Source organism: Fibrobacter sp. UWB10, assembly GCF_900182935.1.
Lineage (GTDB): Bacteria > Fibrobacterota > Fibrobacteria > Fibrobacterales > Fibrobacteraceae > Fibrobacter > Fibrobacter succinogenes_O.
In genome coordinates, this window is the sequence record NZ_FXUE01000002.1 from 166,626 (window position 1) to 190,648 (window position 24,023).

At 47.6% G+C, this 24,023-nt stretch carries 19 protein-coding genes and 1 tRNA gene; 8 read left to right on the plus strand and 12 right to left on the minus strand.

Going from position 1 to position 24,023, the window contains the following annotated elements:
* Window positions 1–3 precede the first annotated feature (3 nt).
* Entirely contained in the window at window positions 4–3,003 is a 3,000-nt protein-coding gene (locus tag QOL41_RS05305; protein ID WP_283428910.1) for an FtsK/SpoIIIE family DNA translocase, read from the plus strand.
* 14 nt (window positions 3,004–3,017) lie between these two features.
* Here the strand turns inward: QOL41_RS05305 and QOL41_RS05310 are convergent, their stop codons facing one another.
* The 10 genes from QOL41_RS05310 to QOL41_RS05355 are packed head-to-tail and all read right to left on the minus strand — an operon-like array spanning window position 3,018 to window position 16,702.
* Window positions 3,018–4,478: a PP2C family protein-serine/threonine phosphatase gene (locus QOL41_RS05310; protein WP_283428911.1), complete on the minus strand. Its 1,461-nt coding sequence runs from the start codon at window positions 4,476–4,478 to the stop codon at window positions 3,018–3,020.
* A 2-nt stretch (window positions 4,479–4,480) separates the two neighbouring features.
* Window positions 4,481–6,202, minus strand: coding sequence for an MATE family efflux transporter (locus QOL41_RS05315; protein ID WP_283428912.1), 1,722 nt, complete (start codon window positions 6,200–6,202; stop codon window positions 4,481–4,483).
* Between the two features lie 40 nt (window positions 6,203–6,242).
* On the minus strand, window positions 6,243–9,254 hold the full coding sequence (locus QOL41_RS05320; protein ID WP_283428913.1) for an amino acid adenylation domain-containing protein: 3,012 nt from the start codon (window positions 9,252–9,254) through the stop codon (window positions 6,243–6,245).
* Entirely contained in the window at window positions 9,254–10,387 is a 1,134-nt protein-coding gene (locus tag QOL41_RS05325; RefSeq protein ID WP_283428914.1) for a PLP-dependent aminotransferase family protein, read from the minus strand. The genes QOL41_RS05320 and QOL41_RS05325 overlap by 1 nt, the downstream gene beginning before the upstream one ends.
* Window positions 10,388–10,687 carry an STAS domain-containing protein gene (locus QOL41_RS05330; RefSeq protein ID WP_173653375.1) on the minus strand — a complete coding sequence of 100 codons (300 nt, stop codon included), beginning with the start codon at window positions 10,685–10,687 and terminating at the stop codon, window positions 10,388–10,390. It lies immediately after the preceding gene.
* 44 nt (window positions 10,688–10,731) lie between these two features.
* Window positions 10,732–11,718, minus strand: coding sequence for a hypothetical protein (locus QOL41_RS05335; RefSeq protein WP_173653374.1), 987 nt, complete (start codon window positions 11,716–11,718; stop codon window positions 10,732–10,734).
* An 18-nt stretch (window positions 11,719–11,736) separates the two neighbouring features.
* Complete coding sequence (locus tag QOL41_RS05340; protein ID WP_283428915.1) at window positions 11,737–13,083, minus strand: DUF1302 family protein; 1,347 nt, start codon at window positions 13,081–13,083, stop codon at window positions 11,737–11,739.
* Window positions 13,080–15,479 (minus strand): efflux RND transporter permease subunit, encoded by a 2,400-nt coding sequence (locus tag QOL41_RS05345; protein WP_283428916.1) that lies wholly within the window; start codon window positions 15,477–15,479, stop codon window positions 13,080–13,082. Before QOL41_RS05345 ends, QOL41_RS05340 begins: the two co-directional genes overlap by 4 nt.
* Window positions 15,480–15,481: 2 nt before the next feature.
* Window positions 15,482–16,270: an outer membrane lipoprotein-sorting protein gene (locus QOL41_RS05350; RefSeq protein WP_283428917.1), complete on the minus strand. Its 789-nt coding sequence runs from the start codon at window positions 16,268–16,270 to the stop codon at window positions 15,482–15,484.
* 24 nt (window positions 16,271–16,294) lie between these two features.
* Window positions 16,295–16,702, minus strand: a complete 408-nt coding sequence (locus QOL41_RS05355) for a DUF2147 domain-containing protein (RefSeq protein WP_088628224.1) — start codon at window positions 16,700–16,702, stop codon at window positions 16,295–16,297.
* 148 nt (window positions 16,703–16,850) lie between these two features.
* On the opposite strand from QOL41_RS05355, the gene ispE reads away from it, so the two are divergent.
* The 7 genes from ispE (at window position 16,851) to QOL41_RS05390 (ending at window position 22,200) form a co-directional block, all read left to right on the plus strand.
* Window positions 16,851–17,717: a 4-(cytidine 5'-diphospho)-2-C-methyl-D-erythritol kinase gene (ispE, locus tag QOL41_RS05360; RefSeq protein WP_283428918.1), complete on the plus strand. Its 867-nt coding sequence runs from the start codon at window positions 16,851–16,853 to the stop codon at window positions 17,715–17,717.
* Window positions 17,718–17,765: 48 nt separating this feature from the next.
* Window positions 17,766–17,837 (plus strand) — tRNA-Gln (locus QOL41_RS05365).
* A 39-nt stretch (window positions 17,838–17,876) separates the two neighbouring features.
* On the plus strand, window positions 17,877–18,494 hold the full coding sequence (locus tag QOL41_RS05370) for a 50S ribosomal protein L25 (protein ID WP_283428919.1): 618 nt from the start codon (window positions 17,877–17,879) through the stop codon (window positions 18,492–18,494).
* A 67-nt stretch (window positions 18,495–18,561) separates the two neighbouring features.
* Window positions 18,562–19,116, plus strand: a complete 555-nt coding sequence (gene pth, locus QOL41_RS05375) for an aminoacyl-tRNA hydrolase (RefSeq protein ID WP_283428920.1) — start codon at window positions 18,562–18,564, stop codon at window positions 19,114–19,116.
* An 88-nt stretch (window positions 19,117–19,204) separates the two neighbouring features.
* Window positions 19,205–20,662, plus strand: a complete 1,458-nt coding sequence (guaB, locus tag QOL41_RS05380) for an IMP dehydrogenase (protein WP_173653366.1) — start codon at window positions 19,205–19,207, stop codon at window positions 20,660–20,662.
* Window positions 20,663–20,758: 96 nt separating this feature from the next.
* On the plus strand, window positions 20,759–21,397 hold the full coding sequence (locus QOL41_RS05385) for a hypothetical protein (RefSeq protein WP_283428921.1): 639 nt from the start codon (window positions 20,759–20,761) through the stop codon (window positions 21,395–21,397).
* Window positions 21,397–22,200: a hypothetical protein gene (locus QOL41_RS05390; RefSeq protein WP_283428922.1), complete on the plus strand. Its 804-nt coding sequence runs from the start codon at window positions 21,397–21,399 to the stop codon at window positions 22,198–22,200. Before QOL41_RS05385 ends, QOL41_RS05390 begins: the two co-directional genes overlap by 1 nt.
* 74 nt (window positions 22,201–22,274) lie before the next feature.
* Here the strand turns inward: QOL41_RS05390 and gatA are convergent, their stop codons facing one another.
* Window positions 22,275–23,693: an Asp-tRNA(Asn)/Glu-tRNA(Gln) amidotransferase subunit GatA gene (gene gatA, locus QOL41_RS05395; protein ID WP_283428923.1), complete on the minus strand. Its 1,419-nt coding sequence runs from the start codon at window positions 23,691–23,693 to the stop codon at window positions 22,275–22,277.
* Window positions 23,693–24,016 (minus strand): DUF4321 domain-containing protein, encoded by a 324-nt coding sequence (locus tag QOL41_RS05400; protein WP_173653362.1) that lies wholly within the window; start codon window positions 24,014–24,016, stop codon window positions 23,693–23,695. The genes gatA and QOL41_RS05400 overlap by 1 nt, the downstream gene beginning before the upstream one ends.
* Window positions 24,017–24,023 lie beyond the last annotated feature (7 nt).

The following is a 24,023-nucleotide window of genomic DNA, read 5'->3' on the forward strand; positions in this document are numbered from 1 at the left end:
ATTTTGGCTACTCAAAAGAAATCATCTTCGAAAAAAGCGGGAAAAACTTCAAAGTCTTCGAAAAAAGACGAATTTTCTCCGTCTGAACAGGGTTTCGGATCGATTCTTGGTGGATGGACGCTGGTAGGATTCGGCCTTATATTGATGCTTGGTTGCATTTGTTCTGCCTACAGCGGGGTAAAAGAAAACTTTTTAGGCCCCTACTTGGGCAAAATGTTCCCCGATGCGCTCGCGTTTGTTTTCGGCCGCGTGCCGTCTTTGATTGTGTCGTCGGCGCTTGTGCTGTGGGGCGCTGCCCTTGTGTCTGTTTCTAGGCGTGCGCGTTTTGTTCGTTACGCTGTCGGACTTTCGCTGCTGTCTGTTGTATTTTCGTTCTTGTTCTCGCTTCGCAATTATGGCGAGGTGAAGGTTTCTAAAGAAGCCTTGATTCAGGCTGGCGGTACTTTTGGACAGTTCTTTAACCAGTTTGTGGCGGTGCCGGTTTTTGGAAAATCCTTGTTGATGCCGCTTGCGATATCGTTGGTTGTGATTGCCATGATTCTGGTGATTGCATTTGGGCTGCGTCCGAGACATTTCAAGTTTGTGGTTCAGACGACCAATTGGTTTAAGTCTGTATTTAAGAAAAGGGAACCTGTTGAAGGCGAAGTTTATGAACCTGTAGATACGCGCCGCATGCCCCAAGTGCAGACCAATATGGATTTGGGCGGGCTTCCGCGTGGTGTTTACATGGATGACAACACGGTGAATATCAGGCCCGATGGATTCAAGATTCGTCGCAAGAACAAGGTGACTCCGTTTAATGGCCGTAGCAACTGGATGGACGATGAATTCAGCCTGAACGGAACCACAGATGAAGTGCCGAACCTTCCGGATGAAGTCTTGCAGACGATGACGCCGCGCCGCGCCAAAGAGGTGGCGGAAACTCTTCCGGATTCTACGAATAATGGGGTGGGCGGATACAATCTGGACGAAGATCCCGAAATCCGCAGGCTCGAAGATTACTTGCGCCAGAATGGCGGCAAGATGAACGCTCTTGAAATTGTGGAAGTCAAGGACAAGATTGCGGCCCTCAAGCGTGCCCGCGACTTGATTGCATGGGAAAAAGATCACCGTGGCCGTATGCAGGTGAAGGGTGATGTGCGCCGCGAATGTGCTCCGGTAACGGGTTCTATGGCAACGCGTACGGTAGCCGCTCCGATGCCGACAGGAACAATGCCTGCTGCAAAGGGTGCTACGCAAAGAAGCATGACGCAGGTTCCTGCAGACGAACGCACGGTGATGGCAGGCAAGCCAACGCAAGCCTCGTTTAACGCCGAAGACTTGCTCGGTGGCGATGGTGCTGCTGACGATGAAACGTTTGTACCCGAAGTTTATGGCGCCGACGATGTGGGCGAAGTTCCTGAAATGCCGGACGAGACATTGGGCGCGTCGATTGGGAATGTGCCGAGCAGTACATCGACAGCGGGCATGAAGGCTGCCCCGATTCCGCAGCGTGACCCGACGACGGTTTACGACGAATACAAGGTGCCTGCGATTAGCGACATTCTGGAAGAACATGAGCCGCAGACGGCCGATTACAGCGAAGAAGAATTGAACGCCATCGGCAAGATGCTCGAAGAAAAGCTTGAAAACTTCAAGGTGAAGGGCCGCGTGATCGGTTGCGAAACAGGCCCCATGATAACCCGCTTTGAAGTGGAACCGGGCCCGGGCATGAAGGTGAGCCGATTCTCTGCTTTGCAAGAAGACTTGGCGCTTCCCCTCCGCGTTTCATCGGTGCGTATTTTGGCTCCGATTCCGGGCAAGGCTGCCGTCGGTATCGAAATTCCGAACCGCAAATTCCAAACGGTGTATAGCCTCGATGTGTTCCAGAGCGAAAAGTTCAAGCCGTCGCCCGAAAAGATTCTGGTGGCTCTCGGTAAGGATATTACCGGCGAAGCATTCACGATGGACTTGGCCAAGGCTCCGCACTTGCTGATTGCCGGTCAGACGGGGTCTGGTAAGTCCGTGTGCATTAACGCGCTCATGGCGTCGATGCTTTTCAGTAAGACGCCTGACGAACTCCGCATGATTTTGGTGGACCCGAAAGCGGTCGAACTCAAGATGTACGAAAACATCCCGCACCTGCTCGCTCCGGTGATTACCAAGCCCGAAATTGCGATTCAGGCTTTGCAGTGGCTGTGCTATGAAATGGACCGCCGTACTGAAGTTCTGGCGGCGGCGAAGGTGCGTAATATTGGTGGCTTTAACGCCAAGTTTGAAGCGGGCGAGTTGCCCGACGAAGTGCCCGAAGAAGACCGCAGCCACCGTATGGCGTTCATCGTGGTGATTATCGATGAAATGGCTGACCTGATGATGGTTGCCGGAAAGGAAATTGAAAAGAACGTGGCCCGCCTAGCTGCAAAGGCTCGTGCCGTGGGCATTCACCTGGTGCTTGCAACGCAGCGCCCCTCTGTGAAGGTGATTACCGGTATCATCAAGGCGAACCTGCCGACTCGTATTAGCTTTAAGGTGGCCTCGCAGATTGACGCCCGCACGGTCATGGACCATGCCGGCGCCGAAAAGCTCCTGGGCCGAGGCGATATGCTCTACAAGGCCGTGAACGACCCCGAACCGGTGCGCGTCCATGGCGCATTCCTCAGCGATGAAGAAGCCGAAAAGCTTGCCGATGCCTGCTCCGACCAGAACGTGTTCTACCCGCAGGTGGAATCGTTCGACGTCAGCGACGGCGAAGGCGACGAAGACGGCGAAGGCGGAGCCAAGGACTTGGGCAAGCTCGACAAGCTACTTTACGATGTGGCCGTGTGGGCTGTCGAATGCCGCGGGCTTTCGACCTCGGCGGTGCAGCGCCACTTTAGCGTGGGTTTCAGCCGAGCCGGTAAAATTGTGGACCAACTTTACAGCCTCGGCGTGTGTGGCCCTGCCAAGGGCAACTCCAAACCCCGCGCCATGCTGCTCGGAATCGAAGAAATCCAGAATATGGAAAGATCAGGAAAATTTGGGTAAGTTTGCGGCTTTGCCTACTTGAGAGAAATTGACAACATGGTAATGTCGTCAAATTGTTCGGCATCTCCCACAAAGGATTGCAGGTCTTCCTTAATTTGTGTTAAGAATGCTTTGCCGCCACGGACATCGGCCGAATTGAGTTTTTTCAGCAGTCTCTCTTCGCCATAAAGTTCCCCTGAGCCGTTGTGCGCTTCGGTTAATCCGTCGGTATAGATTAAAAGGTTGTCGCCATCCTGTAATTGAATCTCGGATTCCTTGTACTGTGTATCGTCCATGCCTGCAAGGAATAACCCATGCTTGTTCTTCAAAAATTCAAAATTTTCGCCCTTTCTTGCAAAACAGGGGGCGTTGTGGCCAGCATTTGTGAATTTCATGATGCGAGTCTTGGTGTCTAGAATGCCAATCCATGCTGTGGCAAACATTTCTTCGGGGTTGCTTTCACACAGGATTCGGTTGACATCGGTAAAGATCTGAGCCGTGGACAGTTTCATCGAAGCGTGGTCTTTGATCATCGTCTTTACGGTCATCGAGAAGAGGGCCGCGGGAACACCTTTGCCCGAAATATCGGCGATGACAAATGCAATATGCGTGCCATCGATTTCAAAGAAATCGTAAAAATCTCCGCCGACCTCCTTGGCAGTATCCATGGTCGCGTAGATGTTTACGTCGGGGTGGTTGACAAGAGCGCCCTCTGCGGAAGGAAGAGAACCTGTTTGAATGTTTGCGGCGAGGTTCAGGTCGGTTTCGACGGCCACTATTTTCTCACGATTTTTTACGAACCTATTCGTGTTCACGTTTGTTGTAAAGAAGGTGAGTGCGATGGCGGTTGAAAGGCTGGTTTCTAGATAATTTTCATCAAGATCCAAGACGAATAGCTGAATAAATTCAATTCCTGCAATCAATAAGGAGGTTATCAAAATACATTGACCATAGAATTTCTTTTCTGCATTTGATTTTCGGCGTCGGATTAAGTAATAGAAGGACTGCAACAATGGTGAACCTGCGTACATGAACGCAATCGGTACCAAACAATAATCAAAGATGATGCCATATTGAATTTCCCCATGTTCGTTGATGGAGTATACTAGACCGGTCCAAGGTGTCGTTAGACATAAAATAACGGTAAGGACGGTGGGTGCGATAAATAGCGCGTGGTGCAATTTTTTTGAACTCATCTTGATTTCAAATTGATTCAACGAAAATCGCGTAAACATCGATGAACCGAGCATCATTGCAATTGCAAAAATATAGGCGCAGGCGTAGTTAAGGATCTTGTATGTAAGATTCCCGTCTACAAAATGCCATATTCCGTCAAAGGCGGATAAGACCGTTGCCGATACAAGCATGATGGAAAGTTTGTCCTTGAAACTCATCTTGTACAGCACGATGTTGTTGTATAACATGAATGCGGTTAGCAAGGTCGTGAAAACGGATATTTCTACAAACAGGGTATCTGCAATTTCTTCATAGGTCATATTTATGTCTCGAATTTTACCTTGAATGTGTTACGGTTGTAACTCATGGTCGTGAGGTACATCTTGTTATTTTTCATTTTTTCCATGTAACCTGAAACCATGAACTCGGTAATGGAACCTGCGATTACATCGTCGCTTGATAAGTCGAATAAAACTCCATCGTCCTTGGTGATAATCTGGATTCCATCTTCGCGAATAAAGACGGAACATTCCGCATAGGTAGTCGCATTCCCATTTTTTTCGTAAACAAGCATAAAAAGTTCTTCAATGAGCAATTTGACTTTGGCTATGATTTTTTTGTTGATGTCATTTTCCTGAAGGTATCGCTCTATCTGCTTTTGAACGTCAATAATCGATTCCGGTTCCAGCTTAAGTTCGTAAAAGCGGTAGTTCAGTCGTTTTTCTTTATCGGCAAGTAGCAGAGGGTAGTTTTCTTTGCCGTATTTGGTGCGGATAAATAGTGTCGAGACGATGTAGGCGAAAATAGTCGAAAGGGCTATCCCGACAAAGAAACCGTAAATTCCAAATTTTTCGCCGAGAATGAATAGGAGGGGGGCGGCGACAATCACGTCGCGTAATCCGCAGAGAAGTGCTCCAAGAAAAATCTTGTCGATGAGCAGATAATACGAAGAGAGTAAGTAGAGAAGACTGGTTCCGGTGAGCCCTAGTGCAATAATGCGGGCCCCGTTGATGGCCTCCTCCGCGATTTTTGGATTCTCGATGCCATAAATTTTTACGATGAGTGGAGCCGCTGCCGCTATGATGGCGGTCATTAAAACCCCTTCGACAATAGCCGCTTTCTGCGCAAGCTTGTAGCAATTTTTAATGCCGCGGTAGGATTCTTCGCCTAGATAGATGTTGATGAGGGGTGTAATGGCCTCTCCGATGCCGTCAAAAATAATCTGAAACTCTTTTGCAAAGAAAATAACGGAGGCAATAATCAGCATTTCAGAACCGAATGCGAATGTGATGTATTTTTCGACAATCACGGCAAAGCAGGCGAAAAATAGATAGGTGCTCGCATCGATCGTACTGTATTTCGCTATGTGAAAAATTTTTGCAATTGAAAAGTGGAATCCGATTTTTAGCGAGTTTCCTTTCTTGAATAAGTGGAGGCTTGTCACTAAAAGCGCAAGTGCTGTACCGATAAACGAACCCAGGGCGATACCTTCGATGCCCATGGATTTTGCCAAGATGATGGAGAGGGCGATGTTGACAACTAGCTGTACGATGCCTGCGATTGTGCTAATCGTGTCGTCTCCATCTGAAAATACGGCTTCGCACATCAGTAGGAATAAAGGCAAAATGAGAATGGTTAGCTTGTACCAAAAGAAATACTGCTTGGCCTGTTCAAAAACAGCGGGGGTCGCTTCAAAAAAATGGAGATAGGTGTCGCCCAACAGCGTAAAGGCAAAGAACAAGAGTACGCCTATGCTAACAGCAGCGGTCAATCCGACCCTGAAATACTGGGTTGCTTTCGCTTGATCGAATTCTCCCATGGCGCGGTTGTACAAGATAGGAACGCCAATCGAAAGGATTCCTCCAAAAAAAGCGGCTAGGGAATATGCGGGGGTTACAAGGCTGATGCCGGCGACGCTCGTTTCTCCTAAGACAAGGCCTGCAATCACGGAATCCGACAGCAACAGGATTGGAACGACAATCATGTAGACTGTTCCCGAAACCAGTAGCGAAAGAAATTTTTTAGACAGAAATGTCTTGCTCATTCATTTAAATATAATAATAGGTTAAAAAATGGTAATTTGATTAGGTACTCATCAAAAGGTTCAAATTCTTTTTTAACAGTTCCGCATACTGTAACGCCTGTTTTGGAGTGTATAGATTTTCCGCATACTCGATAAACAGGGATAGTCCCGAAGGGCTTTCGCGGACCTCTATTTCGAAAGGCATTGCCGCATTGCGGTTCAAACCCACTTCTTCGATTTGAACTTCCGGCGGAATCAGGTTCAGCATGGTGTTTTCATGGACTTGTTTTTGATAGATGATTTCCAAGGTGTAAGTGTCCAGTTCGTCATTGTAGAAAATATCACCTAGGCATTCCGAATAGAAAATGTCCTTTAGGATTTGTTCTGAAATCTCGGAAAGAATTTTTGAGGGAGAATCCGTAATTTCAAGATCAATAAAGATGGGTAGATTTTCTTCGAAACTGCCGATTGTTTCTAGGTATTTGCCTTCTTTCCGGTTGTCATAAGTCCAGGTGTAGCAGATTTTCTTTTTTCCTGTCATCTCGGAAAGGGCAAGTATTGCCGCCGCGATAGAAAGTTCATTCCTGGATGTAGAACGTCTTTTTTCGGCTTGGTTCATTTGATCTAGGGTAATTCCTAAATCGTAATCCAAATAAGCACTTTTTCCGAAAGATTTTGTATGGTCGTATTCAAGTACGCAACACCATTTGAAATCGCCCTTTAGGGATTCGTAATATCTTTTTGCCTCAGCATATTTTGTGGACTTCTTGGTGTTTTCTAGGTCTTGTAAGTACGAATAATAAAAGTCATCTCCTGATTTTTCTTGGTAATACTCGTTGAAGGTCTGTACGGCGAATATAAAACACGAGTAATAGTCTCCTAGAGAATGATGGACTTCCACAAAGAGGTACTTGTTTTTCTCTGTTACAATGACTTTGGTTCTATACAGATGTTCTCCGAATAAATTGAATGGACGCTCCGGCTTTTTTTTAAACTTGTTGAATTCTTTTTCGGAGGTGTGCCACAATTCTGTTTTTTTTATCAATTCAGGGCGGTATGAGACGGAATATTTTCCCGTTTCATCTTTCGAAAAAACAGACATCATCATCGGATGCTTTTGAAGTGTCTTGTCAACGGCTTCGCATAGTTTTTTTTCATCGTATTGATTTCCGAGTATGACAACGTACGAAAAGTTGTAAACGTAATTACTGCCGGATTTTTGTTCTTCTTCAGATAGGAAAAATTCTTGCTCTGCCTTTATGTCGAATGTTTTTTTTCGGCATTCCTCTTCATATTTTTCGCTGTTGTCTAAGTTCTTGTTTGATTGTATTTTTTTTGCAATTCGTTCGATTGTCTTTCCGTAGTAGATGTCTGAAACGGTTAGCGTTAAATGATGCTTTTCAATTTCGATGATTAGCTCAACGGCTGATATAGAGGATCCGCCAAGCTCAAAGAAATTATCCTCTTTAGTGGGGTCTTTTTTTAGATCAAGAACTTTTTTGACCGCTGAACATAAGATGTTTTCGATGCCAATTTCTGAAGAATCCTCGTTTAAATGCTTAAACGAAATATCCATTGTTTTTAGGCTTTGCTTGTCAATTTTCCCGTGTTTATTTAAGGGCATTTTGTCAAGCGTTACAAAAACCGAAGGAATCATATAAGGTGGAAGAATCCTTGATAGTTCTTCCTTGATAGCCTTTGTAGATATGTCTGTGTCTGCAACAATGAACGCGACTAGGAAATTCTCTTTTTCGTTGGTCTTTAAAATAACGGTTGCTTGCTTAATGGCTTCAATTTTTAAGATGGATTGTTCTATTTCCTGGAGCTCGATTCGCTGTCCGTTTAACTTTACCATATCGTCGGCTCGCCCGCAGATCACAATTTCTCCGCTATCGGTCCTATAGGCAAGATCCCCAGATTTGTATGTTCTTTCGCCTCTGTATTCTATAAAGCTCTTTGCCGTATCATCGGGACGATTCAAGTATCCGCAAGAAAGCGTCTTGCCCTGTATTAAAAGTTCTCCCTTCTGGTTTGGTCCTAGTTCATTTCCTTCTTCGTCTACGATGAAGACTTTTGTCTGGTATGGAATTCCATTTGTGAAGGAACTTGTTGTATTTTGCAATACCTTGCACACGGCCATGGAGCAAGTTTCTGTCGTACCGTACCCATTGATGATTTTTACGGTAGGGAGTTTGCTGAAGATTTTCGTGGCATGCTCCGGAGAGAGCGGCTCTCCGCCCATGTAAAGGCCAATAATGCTTTCAAATTTTTCTTTGTCAGCCGCAGAAAGTAGAATTTCTATGAATGAAGGTATTCCAATTACGGAATCCAGTTGATACTTCTTAATCTGTTCTGAAAATTTTGTTAAATCTTTAAGCTCATTTTCTTTGTTAAGGTAAAATAGGGCGCCTGCATAAATGCAATAAAAGAATCCTGTATAAAAAAGGATGAACGTGAATGGGGATATGTCGGCCAATCGATGAATTTGATATTGGGCAATGGCGATCCATTGTTCTGGAAAGAATTCTTCGTAAATGGCCCTGTGATTAAGCGTGACCCCTTTGGGATTTCCTGTAGAACCTGAGGTGTAAATGCACATTGCCATGTCATCGGGGCTTACATGAACAACTTGTTTTTTTAAATGTTCTTTTTTCGCTTTGGCAAGGAGTTCTTCTAGTGTGAAAATCTTGCAAGTGCATTTGCCTGTTTCTAGAAGTTCCGCCTTGATTTTTGCGGTTGTAATGATGGCTTTCGATTTGGAATCGTTGATGCTGTATGCAATTCTTTCAGGAGGCGTGTCGAGTGTAAGTGGGATAAAGGCCGCACCCGTTTTTAAAACGCCCATGATGGCGATATGAATAGAGAAAGACCTGTCCAATACAAGAGTGATGAAATCCCCTTGTCTGATTTCTGGAATCAGGGCGAAAAGCGATGCCGCCAAATAATCTGATTCCTGGTCAAGTTCCTTGTACGAAAGTTCCTTGTCTGCGCAGATAACGGCAATGGCACCGGGCGTCATTTGAGCGTGTTCGGTAAGTTTGTCATGTACGGCGATAAATTTTTCTTTAGCCATTATGCATTCTCGATGAATTTGCCCATGTAGTCAAGAACTGAAATAAGTCCTTTTTCCAAATCAGTCTTGTTCAGGAGCAGGTTGATTCTAAAACAGAACTGTTTGCTTATGTCAAAACCGTGCATGACACCCGGAAAAATTAAATATCCCTTTTCCTTGATTAGTTTTTTTATGGCGAAATTAAAATTTTCAGTTCCTATATACCCATCAAGAAAAATCATGGCATAATGACCGAAAATATCAGGTGATACATGGGCGAAATGGTAATTTGCTAGAATCTGATGAACTCGTTTGTAATTGTCGCTCCAAAATTGATTGTAAAAACGAAGACATTCGTCGTAGTTTTTGGAGATGAAATGGCGTGCACCCAGTTCACTTAGATAATTTAGGGAGCCTCCGTAACAGTCTTTGAGCCTATCAATTTCGTCATAGTATTTTTTATGTGTGACAATGACAGAAAACTTAATCCCTTGAATTCCTAGAGCCTTATGCGGACTATAGATGTAAATTAATTTTTCTTGTATTCCTAATGTTCTTGAAAGTTCCTTTCCGTTTACGCATAAGGCCTCGTCCAAGATAACCCATTTCCCTGCATCTAGAAGTTCTTGAATGCCGTTTATGACATTTTGATTGAAATAAACGCTTGTCGAGTTGATGGGGGAGGTGAACCAGAATGCTTCGCAGTCCGAATTTATAAGGAGCCCGATGTCAAAATTTTGATTGAAGTTGGGAATGAATTCGTTAAAAATGTGGTAGTCGACTTTTAAATCGTCTAGACAAGTCTGTGCCGTAAAGTATGCTGGCGCAATGATTCCTGTTTTCAAATTTCTTTGTGAAAGAAATACTGCGATTGTTACAATCGAATGTGTGCTTTGCGAGAAGGCAAAACCTTGAGATTCGTAGAAATCTTCGCTTGAAAAGCCTAATTTGGTTGCAATGTTTTTTTTGATGGATTCAGGAAGATAATATTGATAGTCAAAAATATCCTGTACGGATTCGTATTTGAGGATATCTTTGAGCTGAGCCTTGTATTCGGAGCCGGCATTCCAGTAAGATAGATTTATAGATTGCGTTTCTTTTGACAGGGCTTTTGAAGCTTTGTCAAGTTCCATCTCTATTTCGTAGTTAGTCATTTAAATTAAACCGAAAACGGCGTCGAGTCCGGTTGCGTCCAGGACTTCCCTGAAGTTTTCGCCGATATTGAGAAGTTGCATGTTTCCCTGTTTCTTTTTTAAGACCTTGAATGTTGAAAGTAATACTCGGATCCCTGCCGAGGATACATAATCGCATTCTTTGAAATCCATGATTAGCGAGTTTATCTTTTCGATGTGAGCTGCAATTTCTTCTGCGAGTTTGGGCGAGGTGAGGGTGTTCAGCTCGCCAGAAAGAGCAATTGTCATTTCAGCATCGTTCAAAACAGTTCTAAGTTCCATTCTAGGCTCCGTATTATATTTTAGTAAAAAAAATGTGAAAAGAATTAAAACAGATGTTTCCACTGGAATCCGACAGAATAGAATATCCATTCCCTACCGCTGTATGTCATTAGGGGCTCGTATTCTTCGCCCTTGTATTTTTCGCGGAAGCTTCTGCGGGATTGAAAATCAAAAAGCACATAAAGCTTGTCTTTCTTGTCAAGTGTGATTTCAGCCATGGGCCAAATGTCGATGGTCATAAAGTCGCCCTTGTAGTTTGATGAATAGTCGCCGAAATCGCTGGACTCATAATGGCCCGAAAGCGTGGTGCCGACGCCGATCATCGAAAGTTTCAAAGGCATCTGGTAGCCTACAAAGTATTCTTGTTCGTACACCCAGCCGCTTGCCATGCCGTCTGTCTCCTGCCAGAGCCAAACATCGCTGTCGGTGCCAGTCAATTTCTGGTAGCCGGCTTTGTAGGTGGCAGTCGCTACAACGTGGTGCCAGTCGCCTTCCCAGAGGGCGGCAAGATCGAACATGAGACATGCGCTTCCCCAGCCGTACAAGTACCAGTGTGCAAAGGGAGTCATGTCTTTATATTCGGGCTTGGTTTCGTTGTATGCAGCCATGCCTTGGAATAAATCGAATGCGTTCCAGCCGGTTCCTGCCGTGCCGCCGATTGCTAGTTCCAAAAAGGCAATGGGCGATACGGTAATCGATGCGACGGGTGCGACCGTAATGGGTGAAATTTCTAGACCCATATTGAAGGTTACATGGTTGTCGGCGGTGAATTCGTCGTCGCCACGCAAGAAGGGGAGCGTGTAGGCCGCGTCAAATTCAGCAACGGCCTCGATGCCGTCGTATGGACCGCTGATTCCTGTGACATGGTTTGAACCGCGGTGGTGTTCCACTTCGGGGTAGTAGGCCGCTGATGTCGTCGCTGAAAACTCCCAAGGCGAAGGTGCTTGAGTGGCTTTTTTCGGGGCTTCTTCTGCGAAAAGCTGACTGCCTAAGCAAAGTACGGCAGCGAATGCAAATAATGCTTTTTTCATGCTTTCCCCTCCAAAACGTTAGAATGACATTTTTCCTTTGAAAGTGACGCTGCTATAATCGCGGTATTCGCCGTACATTCCGTATTTATACCCTCTAAAGTACAGGTCCCCGATCAGACTCAGCGTGATGGCGTCGGTCAGCTTGTAGTCGATTTCAAGTTCGCTTGCGCTGGAGAAATATCGCAGGTCTAGTGCCCCCGATGCCATGAGTGTCAGTGTCTCATTTAAGACGGACTTTTCGATACTTAATGTCGCCTGATGCTCGTAATCTCTTCTGTCAAGGTTGTCGTTGTAATCGAAAATTTTATCCATCACGTACTGTGCGGTAATGGTCCAGCCCCCGCTCGGTGTCCAGTCGAGGCCCGCGAGGCCTACGGCTTGATTCTTTCGCTCGCTTGTAGGAATCTTGTTTTCGTTAACGAATTTTTCTATTTGGTAATAAGCGGTTGTTTGGATATGCCGTTTTGGGAAAAAAGCGCCTTCGAATCGGAATACAAGGTCTCCGTAAGGAATTGCGGCGTCGGCACCGACCATGTACATCCTCTTGTATTCACCGGAAACAAGAAGGGTGTCTAAATCGTTTTCCTCGTAGAATTCGTTTATGTAGGGAGAATACTTGATAAGCGGAAGGTCATCCCACCCGTAAAATCCATATAGAGACAGGTCCGCGAACGACGTGTAGGCGCTTGCCCGCAAGGCTAGTTCGCTCTTAGAAAGTTTCTTTTCTGGAAGTTCGAAATCGTTGTACTTTTCTGGAACACCAACTCTCGATCCATCAAATTTTCTTGGGAAAACTTGACTGTTGAGCGGGTTTCCACTCGCGAGTGGGAGAATACTTGGCGTGAAAAACGGAATCCAGTACGCATCGATTTGAGTCTTTTCGGTCAAGAGTGAAAGACGTACGGCGTCAATTCCGAGTTTAGACTCGTTGTAGTCACTTGCGACAAAGCTTGATTCGTCTCTCGGGTTGAGTACATCGGTAATCTGGATGTCGTCGGCCTTGCCCCATGAAACAACTTGGCGACCGATACGGAGTGCAAGCATTTCGCCCTTCCAGTCGATATAGGCTTCGCGGAGTTTTAAGGCGAAGGTGCCGTCATCGGCAACGAATGCGGATGAGCCGTTTGTCGATTGTGCGCCTAAGGCGTCGTGGACAATCTGGGCGTTCACATAGACCATGGCTTCGTCCAGGTACGATTTGATTGTGCCGTCGAAAGTGGTTTGGCCGAGTAGAAAGTCACCCTTGTTGTGGTGTGTGTTCGGAAGTCCTACCCCGGCCTGCGAAGTAAGGCTACCCAAGAAGACTGTTTCTTGGGCGCAAACGGTTGCGGCAAAAGCTAAACCGAGGGCGGTGAATCGTTTCATGCTTTCTCCTTTTCTTTGCCGTACGGCTTTGTCACTTGCAGAAGTGCGGGTGTAATCGTATAGTCGGCGAGCAAGGCGCTTGAAAGGCCAACAATGATTAGCAGGCCGAGTACCATCAAGAAACGTAAGGGGCTAAACAGATAAACACCGAACATTGCACATAGAATCAACGTGGTCTGGAACATCGATGCCCCAATTTCGCGGAAGGTCGCTTCCATTGCCTTCGGTAGGGAACCACATTCTTCGTATCGGACTTTCAAGTGTGTGGTCAAGTGGATTGTGTCGTCTACGGCAATACCCAACACCAAGGGCATCACGGTGACAGTGCTAAAGTCCAGCGCAAAGTCAAAGTATCCCATGACACCGCCCACCAAAATGACAGGGGCCACGTTCGGAATCATGCCGATAATTCCAAGCTTGAAGCTGGAGAATGCAAACATTAGCATGATGGCGATGATGATGAGCGAAAATCCGAAGGATTTTAGGCCGCCAAAAACAATGCGATTGCTCATTTCGGAATAGCGGATCATGTCGCCAAGCAGTGTGCATTGGGCGTTCGGGAACAATTCGGCGAGTTTAGCCTTTAAAGCGTTCATGTTTTGGAGCGCTTCTTCGGTAGCGAATTGGGTCATGTCCACGCTGACTTCTGTAATTCTGAATTCTTCGTCCATCGTTTCGCTAAAGTCTTCGCGCATTTCGATAGACGAAAGTTCCATCAGCTGCGCAAGCACGTATTCGTCTTCGGGAACGGCGTAAAGCGAATCTTTGCCTTCGTTCAAGGCGCGATTCATTTCTTTCAAGATGCTTGTCGCCGAGGTCACGCGCGGCTTTCCACCCGACCACTTGGTAAGCGAAAGGGAGCCTACGTAATCTTCGAGTTCCAAAAGTGCTTTCATGTTTTCGGGCTTCTTGAATGCGCCTTCTTCGTCAAAAGAGATCATGATGGAATAGCTGTACTGGTTTCCGAGCTTAGTCTTTAGCATTTTCTTGATTTCTTGCACATAGGGAACCTTGTCGCCCGAAATACTCAGGTAGTCCAGTTGCGCCGTAATCTTGAACATTCCCGGAATAAATGCTGCAATAATCAGGGCTGCAGCCACAATAAAGGGCCATTTTCTTTTATAGACGAGATCGGACCAGGCTGAAAACACCTTGTCCAGTTTTGTCGCTCCGTCTTTGCTAGTAGTATCGGGCACACCGTTCTTGCCGAACGACAGTAGAATTGGAATCAGGATTGTTACATAGAGGTAAATTGCGAGCACCACAAGGGCTGCGGCTTTACCCATCCATACAAGGGGTTTCATGTCGACAAACAGGAAACTGATAAACGAAGCCATGGTCGTAAGCACTGTAAATAGTACCGGCCAACCACATTCTTCGATGCATCTGATTGCTGATTCTTTACGGATGCCGGTGCGTCTAAATTGCAACTTGAACATGTTTATATAATGCACCGAATAGCCAACGGCTAATGCCATGCCCAGAACGACAGGCAAAGTGACGAGCGTAGAATCTGCCTTTACTCCGAAAAGGGCCATGCCGCCAAATACCGAGGCAATGGCGCTGAGGGTAGTGATTGCCGGAACGAAAACGCCAAAGAAATTGCGCAAGAAAAGTGCCAGGAATAAAAGCATCACGCCGATGCTACATAGCACCCTAATGCCGTATTCGGGGATTTCGTAACGGTCTTCGCAGGCGCTGTCGAACGGGATTCCACCGCCATACAGTTTATAGTCCTTGTTCTGGAATTCGTCGCTTTCCATAATTTCCATCAGCTTGTAGCCGATAGCCAGGTTGACTTCTTCTACATCGCCTTCGAATTTTTCTTCAAGTTCCTTGCCTTCGAACGGGTGGAGCGACAAGGATATCCAGGTCTCGCGTCCGTCGTCACTGACGAGTGCGTTGATGAGGGCGTTCGTCTTTTCGTTTCCGCGCATCACGAGGGCACGTGCCTTGGCGAGTTCTGCGGAGTCCGAGGGGATTCCGTTCTCGTAAGGCTTGACGATTTCGAAGCCTTCTTCATTGCCTACGGGAATATTGACATTGATAATCGAGGTAAGTCGGTTCGCAAACGGAATTTCGTCTTGTAACCGAGTCCCGATTTTGTCGATGACATTCAGGATCTCTTCGCTAAAGACATCTCCATCGTCTTGTTTTACGAGGAGTACTCCGATGCTGTTCAGGTTTCCGAAGACCTGTTCGTATTTTTTCGTATTAATGGTGATTTCGTCGGAATCGCCAAACCAGCCCTCTTCGCCACGCGAGAGCGCGAAATGGACAAGACCGAAACTGCAGATTACGGTGATAACGAAGAGTATGGCAAGAATGGGCCAACGGTAACGAATCTGGGTGGCCCCGGCCTTGCGGAAAAACTGATTGATTCGAGAAACCCTCATTTTTATTTGACCTGTTCACGTTCCAACGCGCTGACTGTAAAGTAGCTTTCGTTTACTTTTTCGTCGTACTTAAGGTTCTTGATTTCGTAGACGGTTTTGTGGTTTGTTTGGACGTTGGTCATGGTCATCTTGAGAGAGGTCCAGTAGCCGTTCACTTGCTGAATGTTTTCGGCAACGAGTGTCTTTTGCAGACGATTCTGCTTGTCGAAGTATTCGCCCTTGTGGATTACGTAAGTCTTCTTGTTCACCCAGGACACGCGACGGCTTACTTTTGCTTTGGGATCCTTTGCCTTGGCTTCGAGAATCCAGCAGTCAATTCCGTTCACCTTCTCTTCGCCGAGAATGGCGAAGTTGTCCTTGGAAAGACTGCGGGTGCCCAAGTCGTCGTAAGTAAAGTCCGTCCCCTGGAAGTCGTCGTCCTTGCTGGAACCTGAAACTCGGCGCACCTTTTTCATGGCAGGGAGGTAGATCCAGCTGTCGCTATCTACGGTGGATCCGTCGGCCTTGTCGGGGTAGTCGTAGGTGAGGTAGCTGATTCCCGCCACGTCCCTGGGTGTCTTGAAAACAAGGACCGTCTTGTCGGTGGAGCCGTCCTTCATGGTGTAAGATGCGATTTCTCGGTTGCGTGTCTTTCCGTTTTTGTCAATTAGGGTAACTGAAATGGTTCCAGACGATGTTTTTCCGGACGGCAAGTCGTGGACTTTCTTGGCGATTTCGTTTGCCGACTGGGCAAAGGTGGCTGCCGCATACAATAAACTGGTGCCGAGCACTTTAATAAACAGATTCTTCATATTTTCTCCTTATTCCATCTTTTTTTACTTTTTACTGCGTTTCCAATATTCCGTGGCACCCAAAAGTCCCCAGCGGTCAAGCGAACCGCGCATTTCTAGGCGACCGTCCTTGGTAAGTGATATCTTTCCATGGTAGGTCTTGTTTTCTTCGGGGTCGTAAATGGAGCCACCCTTCAGCATACCGTCATCTTCTTTCATGTCCTTGATGATGATGGTGCCGATGAGCTTTTGATCGGCTGGGTCGTCGGAATCCAGAATTTCGGTGAGCTTGCCGTAATACAGCCCGTTGCTGCTTTTATAGATGAGTACGGTGGCGTAAGGCTTGTCGGTATCGGGGTCGATGGCGGTCCACGGTCCCAGAATTTTGTCGACTTGGGCTTCCACTGCCAATGTAGCAAGGCATAAGAAAATGGTGAAAACGATTTTCTTCATAATTTTCTCTTCTTTTGGTTTTACAAGCTTTGGGCTTATTTAATAGTTAGAAACTATCATCCCTTAATATATATTGTTTTTTTTTTACGGTAATGAAAAGTTTGTCCTAGGTATTCCAAATTGGAATATTTTTGCTAAGTTTAATGGCATGAAAGAATACGCTCCTGCCAAGATTAATTTGTTTTTGGATGTTATTCGTAAACGTGAAGATGGCTACCATGATTTGGGCACCCTCTTCCAGACCATCGACGCAGGTGACACAGTAAGTGCCGAGCCGCGTCAGGATGGCCGCATTACGCTTTGCTACAACGAACCGCAGAATTATCCGCTGGAATCGGACTTGGTTTACAAGGCCGCAAAACTCTTGCAGCAAGAATCGGGCACGACTCTCGGTGCAGACATTTATCTCAATAAGGTGATGCCTTTGGGTGCTGGCCTCGGCGGTGGTTCTGCTGATGCTGCTGCAACGCTTCGTTTGTTGAACCAGCTGTGGAAGCTCAAATTCAAATTTGAAAAGCTCGAAGAAATTGGGGCGAAACTTGGAGCAGATGTTCCCTTCCTGGTTCGTGGCGGTACCGCCATGGCCGAAGGTATTGGTGAAAAACTCACTTTTGTGAAGCCGTTGCAGTTGAACGACGAACAGTACCTGCTGGTGGCCACTCCGCTCGATTCTGTACCGACGAAGGATGCCTATGCTGGTGTGCCTAAATCCGGTCCGGACCGTTGGGAAACTTACAAGTCCAAGTGCATGCGCACGGGCAAGGCCGCGTCGATCGACTTTGCGCTTGCCAATACCTTCAATGCTTTTGAAGAATCGGTATTCCCCAAGCACCCGCTTGTCGAAGAGATGAAAAACGAATTCAAGCGCTTGGGGGCAACCTCCGTCCTGATGTCGGGGTCGGGTGCGTCGGTTTTTGGCGTCTTTGAAACCCGAAAGCAGGCAAAAGAGGCTGCCGAAGAGCTGAAACCCATCTCCAGGTACCAGGTTGTAACCCGCTTTTTTGAAGGTTTTTAGCCTTAACCCTTTGAAATTGGCGTAAATTTGCTATATTTGCGCCACCATTGGGGTATCGTCAAGTGGTAAGACAACGGATTTTGATTCCGTTATTCGTTGGTTCGAATCCAGCTACCCCAATGAATTTTTTTTAACCATTTACTTAATTGGAGTAAAATTATGGAACTCACAAAACTCGCAGCAACCTCGAGAGTGCTAGGCAAGAGCCGCGACTGCGCCCGTCTCCGCAAGGAAGGCAAGATCCCGGCTGTCTATTATGGTAAGGGTCAAGAGTCTGTGAATATCAGCGTTAGCGCAATCGATGTTCGCAAGGTTCTCGCCCCGGGTAAGCGTTACACGCTTCTCGACCTGGAAATTGATGGCAAGGCCGGCAACGCTGCCGTAATTTACAACTACCAGAAGAACCCGATTTCTCAGGAAATCGAACACATCGACTTCATCAAGATCGACGAAGCCTCCAAGGTTAAGGTTCGCGTTCCGGTTAAGTTGAACGGTCTTCCGGTTGGCGTTAAGACCCAGGGTGGTACTTTCGCTCAGCAGAACCGCTACATCCAGCTCGCTGCTGTTCCGACCAAGATTCCGGCTGTCCTCGAAATGGACATCTCCGAATTCCCGGCTCCGACGACCTTCTACGCCAAGGATCTCAAGCTCGCTGACGGTATCGAACTCGCTTGCCAGCCGCGCACCGTGATCTTCACGATTACTGCCAAGAGCGGTAAGAAGGCTGATGACGCTGCTGCCGCTGATGCTGCTGCTCCGGCTGCCGAAGCTAAGTAATTTTCGAAAAGAAAATTTCAAAGGACCTGCCCTGAATAAAGGGTGGGTCTTTTTTTATATTTGGGCCATGTATATTATTGTTGGTCTCGGAAATCCTGGTACTCAGTATTCTAACACACATCACAACGCTGGTTTTATGGCGGTAGAAAAACTTGCTGATTCGAGCAAGGACTGGAAAAGCGAACACAAGGCGCTGACCATGAAGGTGAATATCGCAGGCGAAGAATGCCTGTTGGTGAAACCGCAGACTTATATGAATTTGTCTGGAGAGGCGGTTCAGGCGGTCATGACTTGGTACAAGGTAAAGGTGGATCACCTGCTCGTTTTCAGTGATGACATTAATTTGGATGTAGGCCGTATCCGTTGCCGCAAGGACGGCAGTCACGGCGGTCAGAATGGACTCCGCAATATCATTGAGCATGTGGGCGACAAGTTCCCGCGTATCCGCTTTGGCGTAGGCAAGTGCCCGCCCAAGTATGACTTGAGCAACTGGGTGCTCGCTAAGTTCCCGCCCGAAGACCGCCCGGCCTTTGACGAGGCGATTGCTAAAGTCCCTGCCCTTGTAGAATGCTACTTCAAGTTCGGCATCGAAAAGTGCATGGAACGCTATAACGGAAAATAAAAACCGACTTTTTACAATATTTCTAGCGGTATAGAGCTAGGATTTGCGCGTGAAAATTACTATATTCTATGCGCAAAAGAGGTACTATATGAAACTTTTGCCAGAAGCTTTGACGTTTGACGACGTCCTCCTTGTTCCCGCTGAATCTTCTGTTCTTCCGGCTCAGACCGATGTGAGCACTCAGCTCGCTCCGAATATCAAGCTGAACATTCCTATTATCAGTGCCGCTATGGATACCGTGACGACGGCTCCGCTCGCCATTTCTTTGGCTTTGCAGGGTGGTCTCGGCATTATCCACAAGAACATGAGCATCGAAGACCAGGCCGAAGAAGTCCGCAAGGTCAAGCGTTGGCAGTCCGGTATTGTGACCAATCCGGTGACGCTCGACGCCGACGAACCGGTGTCTGCTGCTTTTGAACTCCGCGCCCGTAACAAGGTGAGCGGTTTCCCGATTCTTTCTAAGGGTAAGCTCGTTGGTATGCTCACGAGCCGTGACCTCCGCACCGTTAGCGACATGAACGTGAAGATCCGTGCCGTGATGACCAAGAATCCGGTGACGGCAAGCCCGAAGGTGAGCCTTTCTAAGGCGAAGGAAATCCTCGCCGAAAAGCGTATCGAAAAGCTCCCGCTGGTGGATGCTTCTGGTGCCTTGAAGGGCCTCATCACGATGACTGACATTTTGAAGCGCGAAAACAACCCGAACGCTAGCCTCGACAAGAATGGCCAGTTGCTCGTGGGTGCCGCTGTCAGCACTTCTGCAAATACTCTTGAACGCGTTGCCGCCCTCGTGGATGCCGGAGTTGACCTGTTGATTATCGATACGGCTCACGGCCACCACATCGGTGTGCGTAACATGGTGAAGACCGTTCGCAAGAAATATCCGAAGCTCACGATTTGCGCCGGTAACGTTTGCACGCCGGAAGCTGTCGAAGAACTCGCCAAGTGCGGTGCCAACATCGTTAAGGTGGGTATCGGTCCGGGTTCCATCTGCACGACTCGTATCGTGGCTGGTGTGGGTTACCCGCAGTTCTCCGCTGTCGTGGAATGCGGCAAGATGGCTCGCAAGGTCGGCGTGAAGATTATCGCTGACGGTGGCCTCAAGTTCTCTGGCGACATCGTGAAGGCTCTCGCTGCCGGCGGTCACGCTGTGATGGTGGGCTCTCTCTTTGCTGGTACCGAAGAAGCTCCGGGCGAAGTCATTCTCGCTGATGGCCGTAGCTACAAGAGCTACCGCGGCATGGGTTCTCTCGGCGCCATGAAGGCTGGCTCCGCTGACCGTTACTTCCAGGGTGGCGTCCAGGAACCGCGCAAGTTCGTTCCGGAAGGCATCGAAGGCCGCGTGCCCTACAAGGGACCGCTCCGCGACACCGTTTACCAGCTGATTGGCGGTATTCACTCTGCCATGGGTTATGCCGGTGCTGCTAACCTCGAAGAACTCTACAAGAAGGCAACGTTTGTCCGTATTACGGGCGCAGGCCTCCGTGAATCTCATCCGCACGATGTGACCATCACGAAGGAAGCTCCGAACTACAGGACTGGCGACTAATTTCGCTTTCGATTAGCGTTTAGAAAATGTCTCCGGAAAAAATCCGGGGGCATTTTTTTTGTACTCATTTTTTCGAAAAAATTATATAATTGTAGTATGATGAAATTTTGTACTAAATCATTGCTTTTGTTGAATTTCTCGCTTGCGTTTCTTTGTGCATGCGGAGAAGTGACAACGACTGAACCCAATTATTACAAGTGTAGCGACAATTCGAAAATCAGTGGGTTTGCCGCAGAATTTGGCAATTATAAAGTTGGCAAGACAATCCCGTACAAGCATTCGGATGGCTACCTGTTTTCGCTCGCTGTCATTGATCGTGATAACTATATCGATGAAGTGTGCTATAAGCATTTGAATACAATTTTGGAATCGGCGTATCCCATCTATTCCGTTTCTCTTTCTACGGAAACGACAACCTTCTACTATAATGAACAAGATAAATTGAATCAAACTATTACGGTGGAATTCGGTCAGTACGTTTTTTCTCTTAAGAATCCGGAAACTCTCAAAAACACACACGATTCGTCGTATATCGAAAAAATGGAAGTAAATGGGGTCACGTATACCGATGTCGCTGTAGTTGATGGGCGCAAATACGAACAACCGCGTAAGAGTGAATATCAGACAAAGACTGTTGAATCAGATGCCAAGTTGTATTACCAGACAAAGAAGGGCATTTTGAAAATAGAGATGGAAGACGGCAGCTACATCGCAATCAACGAGGAGGACGACTAATGAAGAAGGTGCTTTTTCTTGCTGTTGCGGCGCTTCTTTGTGCTTGTGGCGATGATGAGAGTTCTTCGCTTCCCAAAGATGTGCAGATGTTGCTGGATTCTAAGAACGGTTTTAGCGAGGATACTGTCATCTATTTTGCGGATACGGTCAACTTTGTCGACAAGATAAACCAGTATGTCGATTTCGGTACCGAAGACCAACCCAAGATGGACTATGCAGCCAAGGCGCTTGCGTCTGCCATTGATGTACGACTGTATGTGGATCAACAATTGAATGATGGTTCTATTGTTGTTCTTTGTAATCCAGCCTTGAATACAAAAATCATTTTCGATGATCCCGATCTCCCGGTGACAAAGAATGATTATAAACTGAGTTTCAAGGATTCGCTCAAAGTGGGTGATTCTACGTATTACGACATTGTGGTGTTCAACGCAAATGAAGACAACAACGTATGTAATATTTCGGCGTTCTATTACGGTATCCATGATGGCCTTGTCAGAGTCGTGAGTAAGAATGGTGTCACGCTGAACCGTGTTCCGGCGAAGGTCTATGAAGATGCTGTAGATCGAAGGGCCAAGGAAAAGGCTATCGCCGATTCAATCGCCCAAGCGGTGGCGGATTCTATTGCGCAGGCTGTTGCCGATTCGATTATCAAGGCGAATACAATTGACAGTACCGATGACGATGGAAACCCCATTGAAATTCCTCAAGAAGTTGTAGACCTTGCAGAATCTGTTGCCGAGTGCATCAAGAAGGCGTATTCGTCCGGTTCGCTTTCGGCAATTAAAGATTGCAAAATCTAAGACCGCTGTTTTTTAGCCGACGAAAAAAGACCTGTTCCGAAGAACAGGTCTTTAAATTTTAACGGAGCGCGAACTTACTTGTTCAACTTCTCTGTTGCAGCAGCGACGCTGAGCAAGTCGGCTTCCTGGAACGGCTTGCCAATCCACTGCAGACCCACGGGGAGTCCGCCGGCCATGCCACACGGCACGCTCACGCCCGGTAAGCCAGAAAGGTTCAGGCTTACGGTGTAGATGTCGCTGAGGTACACAGCCATCGGGTCGGATTCGTTCATGCCGCACTTGAGCGGGAGACCCGGCATCGTGGGGCTTGCGATCACGTCGCAGCTTTCGAATGCCTTGTTGAAGTCGTCGGTAATCAAGCGACGGACCTTCTGGGCCTGCACGTAGTAGGCATCGTAGAAGCCTGCGGAAAGCACGTAGCTGCCGAGGAGAATACGGCGCTGGACTTCCTTACCGAAACCTTCGCTGCGGGACTTGGCGTACAGGTCGAAGAGCTTGCGGGCTTCTTTGCTGCGGTAGCCGTAGCGAACGCCGTCGTAGCGGGAAAGGTTCGAGCTAGCTTCGGCAGTTGCAATGATGTAGTAGCTGGACACGGCGTAGCTGATGTGCGGAAGGCTGATTTCCTTGAGGGTGGCGCCTTCGGCTTCGAGCTTCCCCAGCATGCCTTCGATAGCGGCCTTGCATTCGGCGTCGAGGCCTTCGCCAAAGTATTCCTTGGGAACGCCAATCACCTTGCCCTTCACGCCGGCGTCGAGCTTTGCGGTAAAGTCTTCGGTCGGGCGAGTGCTGGTGGTGTTGTCGTGCGGGTCGATACCACAGATGGCGCCGAGGAGGGTGGCGGCATCTTTAACGGTTGCACCGAAGGGGCCAATCTGGTCCAAAGAGCTAGCGTAAGCCAACAGGCCGTAACGGGATACACGGCCGTAGGTGGGCTTGAGGCCCACAACGCCTGTGCAGGCAGCGGGCTGACGAATAGATCCACCGGTGTCGGAGCCGAGCGCACAGGCGACCGTGCCACTGGCCACGGCTACGGCCGAACCGCCACTGGAGCCTCCCGGAACGCGGGATTCATCGAGCGGGTTGATGACCTTACCGAAGTAGGAGGTCTCGTTGCTCGAACCCATGGCGAATTCGTCCATGTTGGTTTTGCCCACGATGATTGCACCGGCGGCTTCGAGCTTTTCGATAGCGGTAGCGGTGTAGGGGGCGACAAAATTTTCAAGAATCTTGGACGCGGCCGTGGTGCGTGTGCCTTCGATGCACATGTTGTCCTTTACGGCAACCGGAATTCCGTCGAGGGCTCCGAGAGTCTTGCCTTCGGCACGACGCTTGTCGGATTCGGCGGCCTTCTGCAAGGCGCGTTCGTTCAAAACACTGATATAGGCGTTTAAATTCTTAGTAGATTCAATCTTTGCGAGGGATTCTTCGGTAAGGGCCACGGCAGTCTTGCTGCCGTTAGCGAGCTTGCCGCTCAATTCTTGGATGGTCTCCATTACTTTCCTCCGGACCATTTCATGATGTAGATGCCGAGAATCATGCCGATAATGCTTACCACGTTCAGCTTGATTCCGAAGCCGAATGCGATTTTGACCAGATAAAGGTCAAGAACCACGGGCTCGGGCCTGTCGGCAAAACCGATGTTGAGGTTGAAGGACGAAACGAAGAAGTTGTGGACTACGTTATTGAATCCACCTGCGTTCATCAGTTCGCCAAGCTGACCAAACAGCATACCGAGGCATTCGCCAAGGATTCCGCCGATGATCAGGCCCAACACGATAAAAACCAGTAGACGACCAAAAGTATTATTTCGATTCATGGCAGTT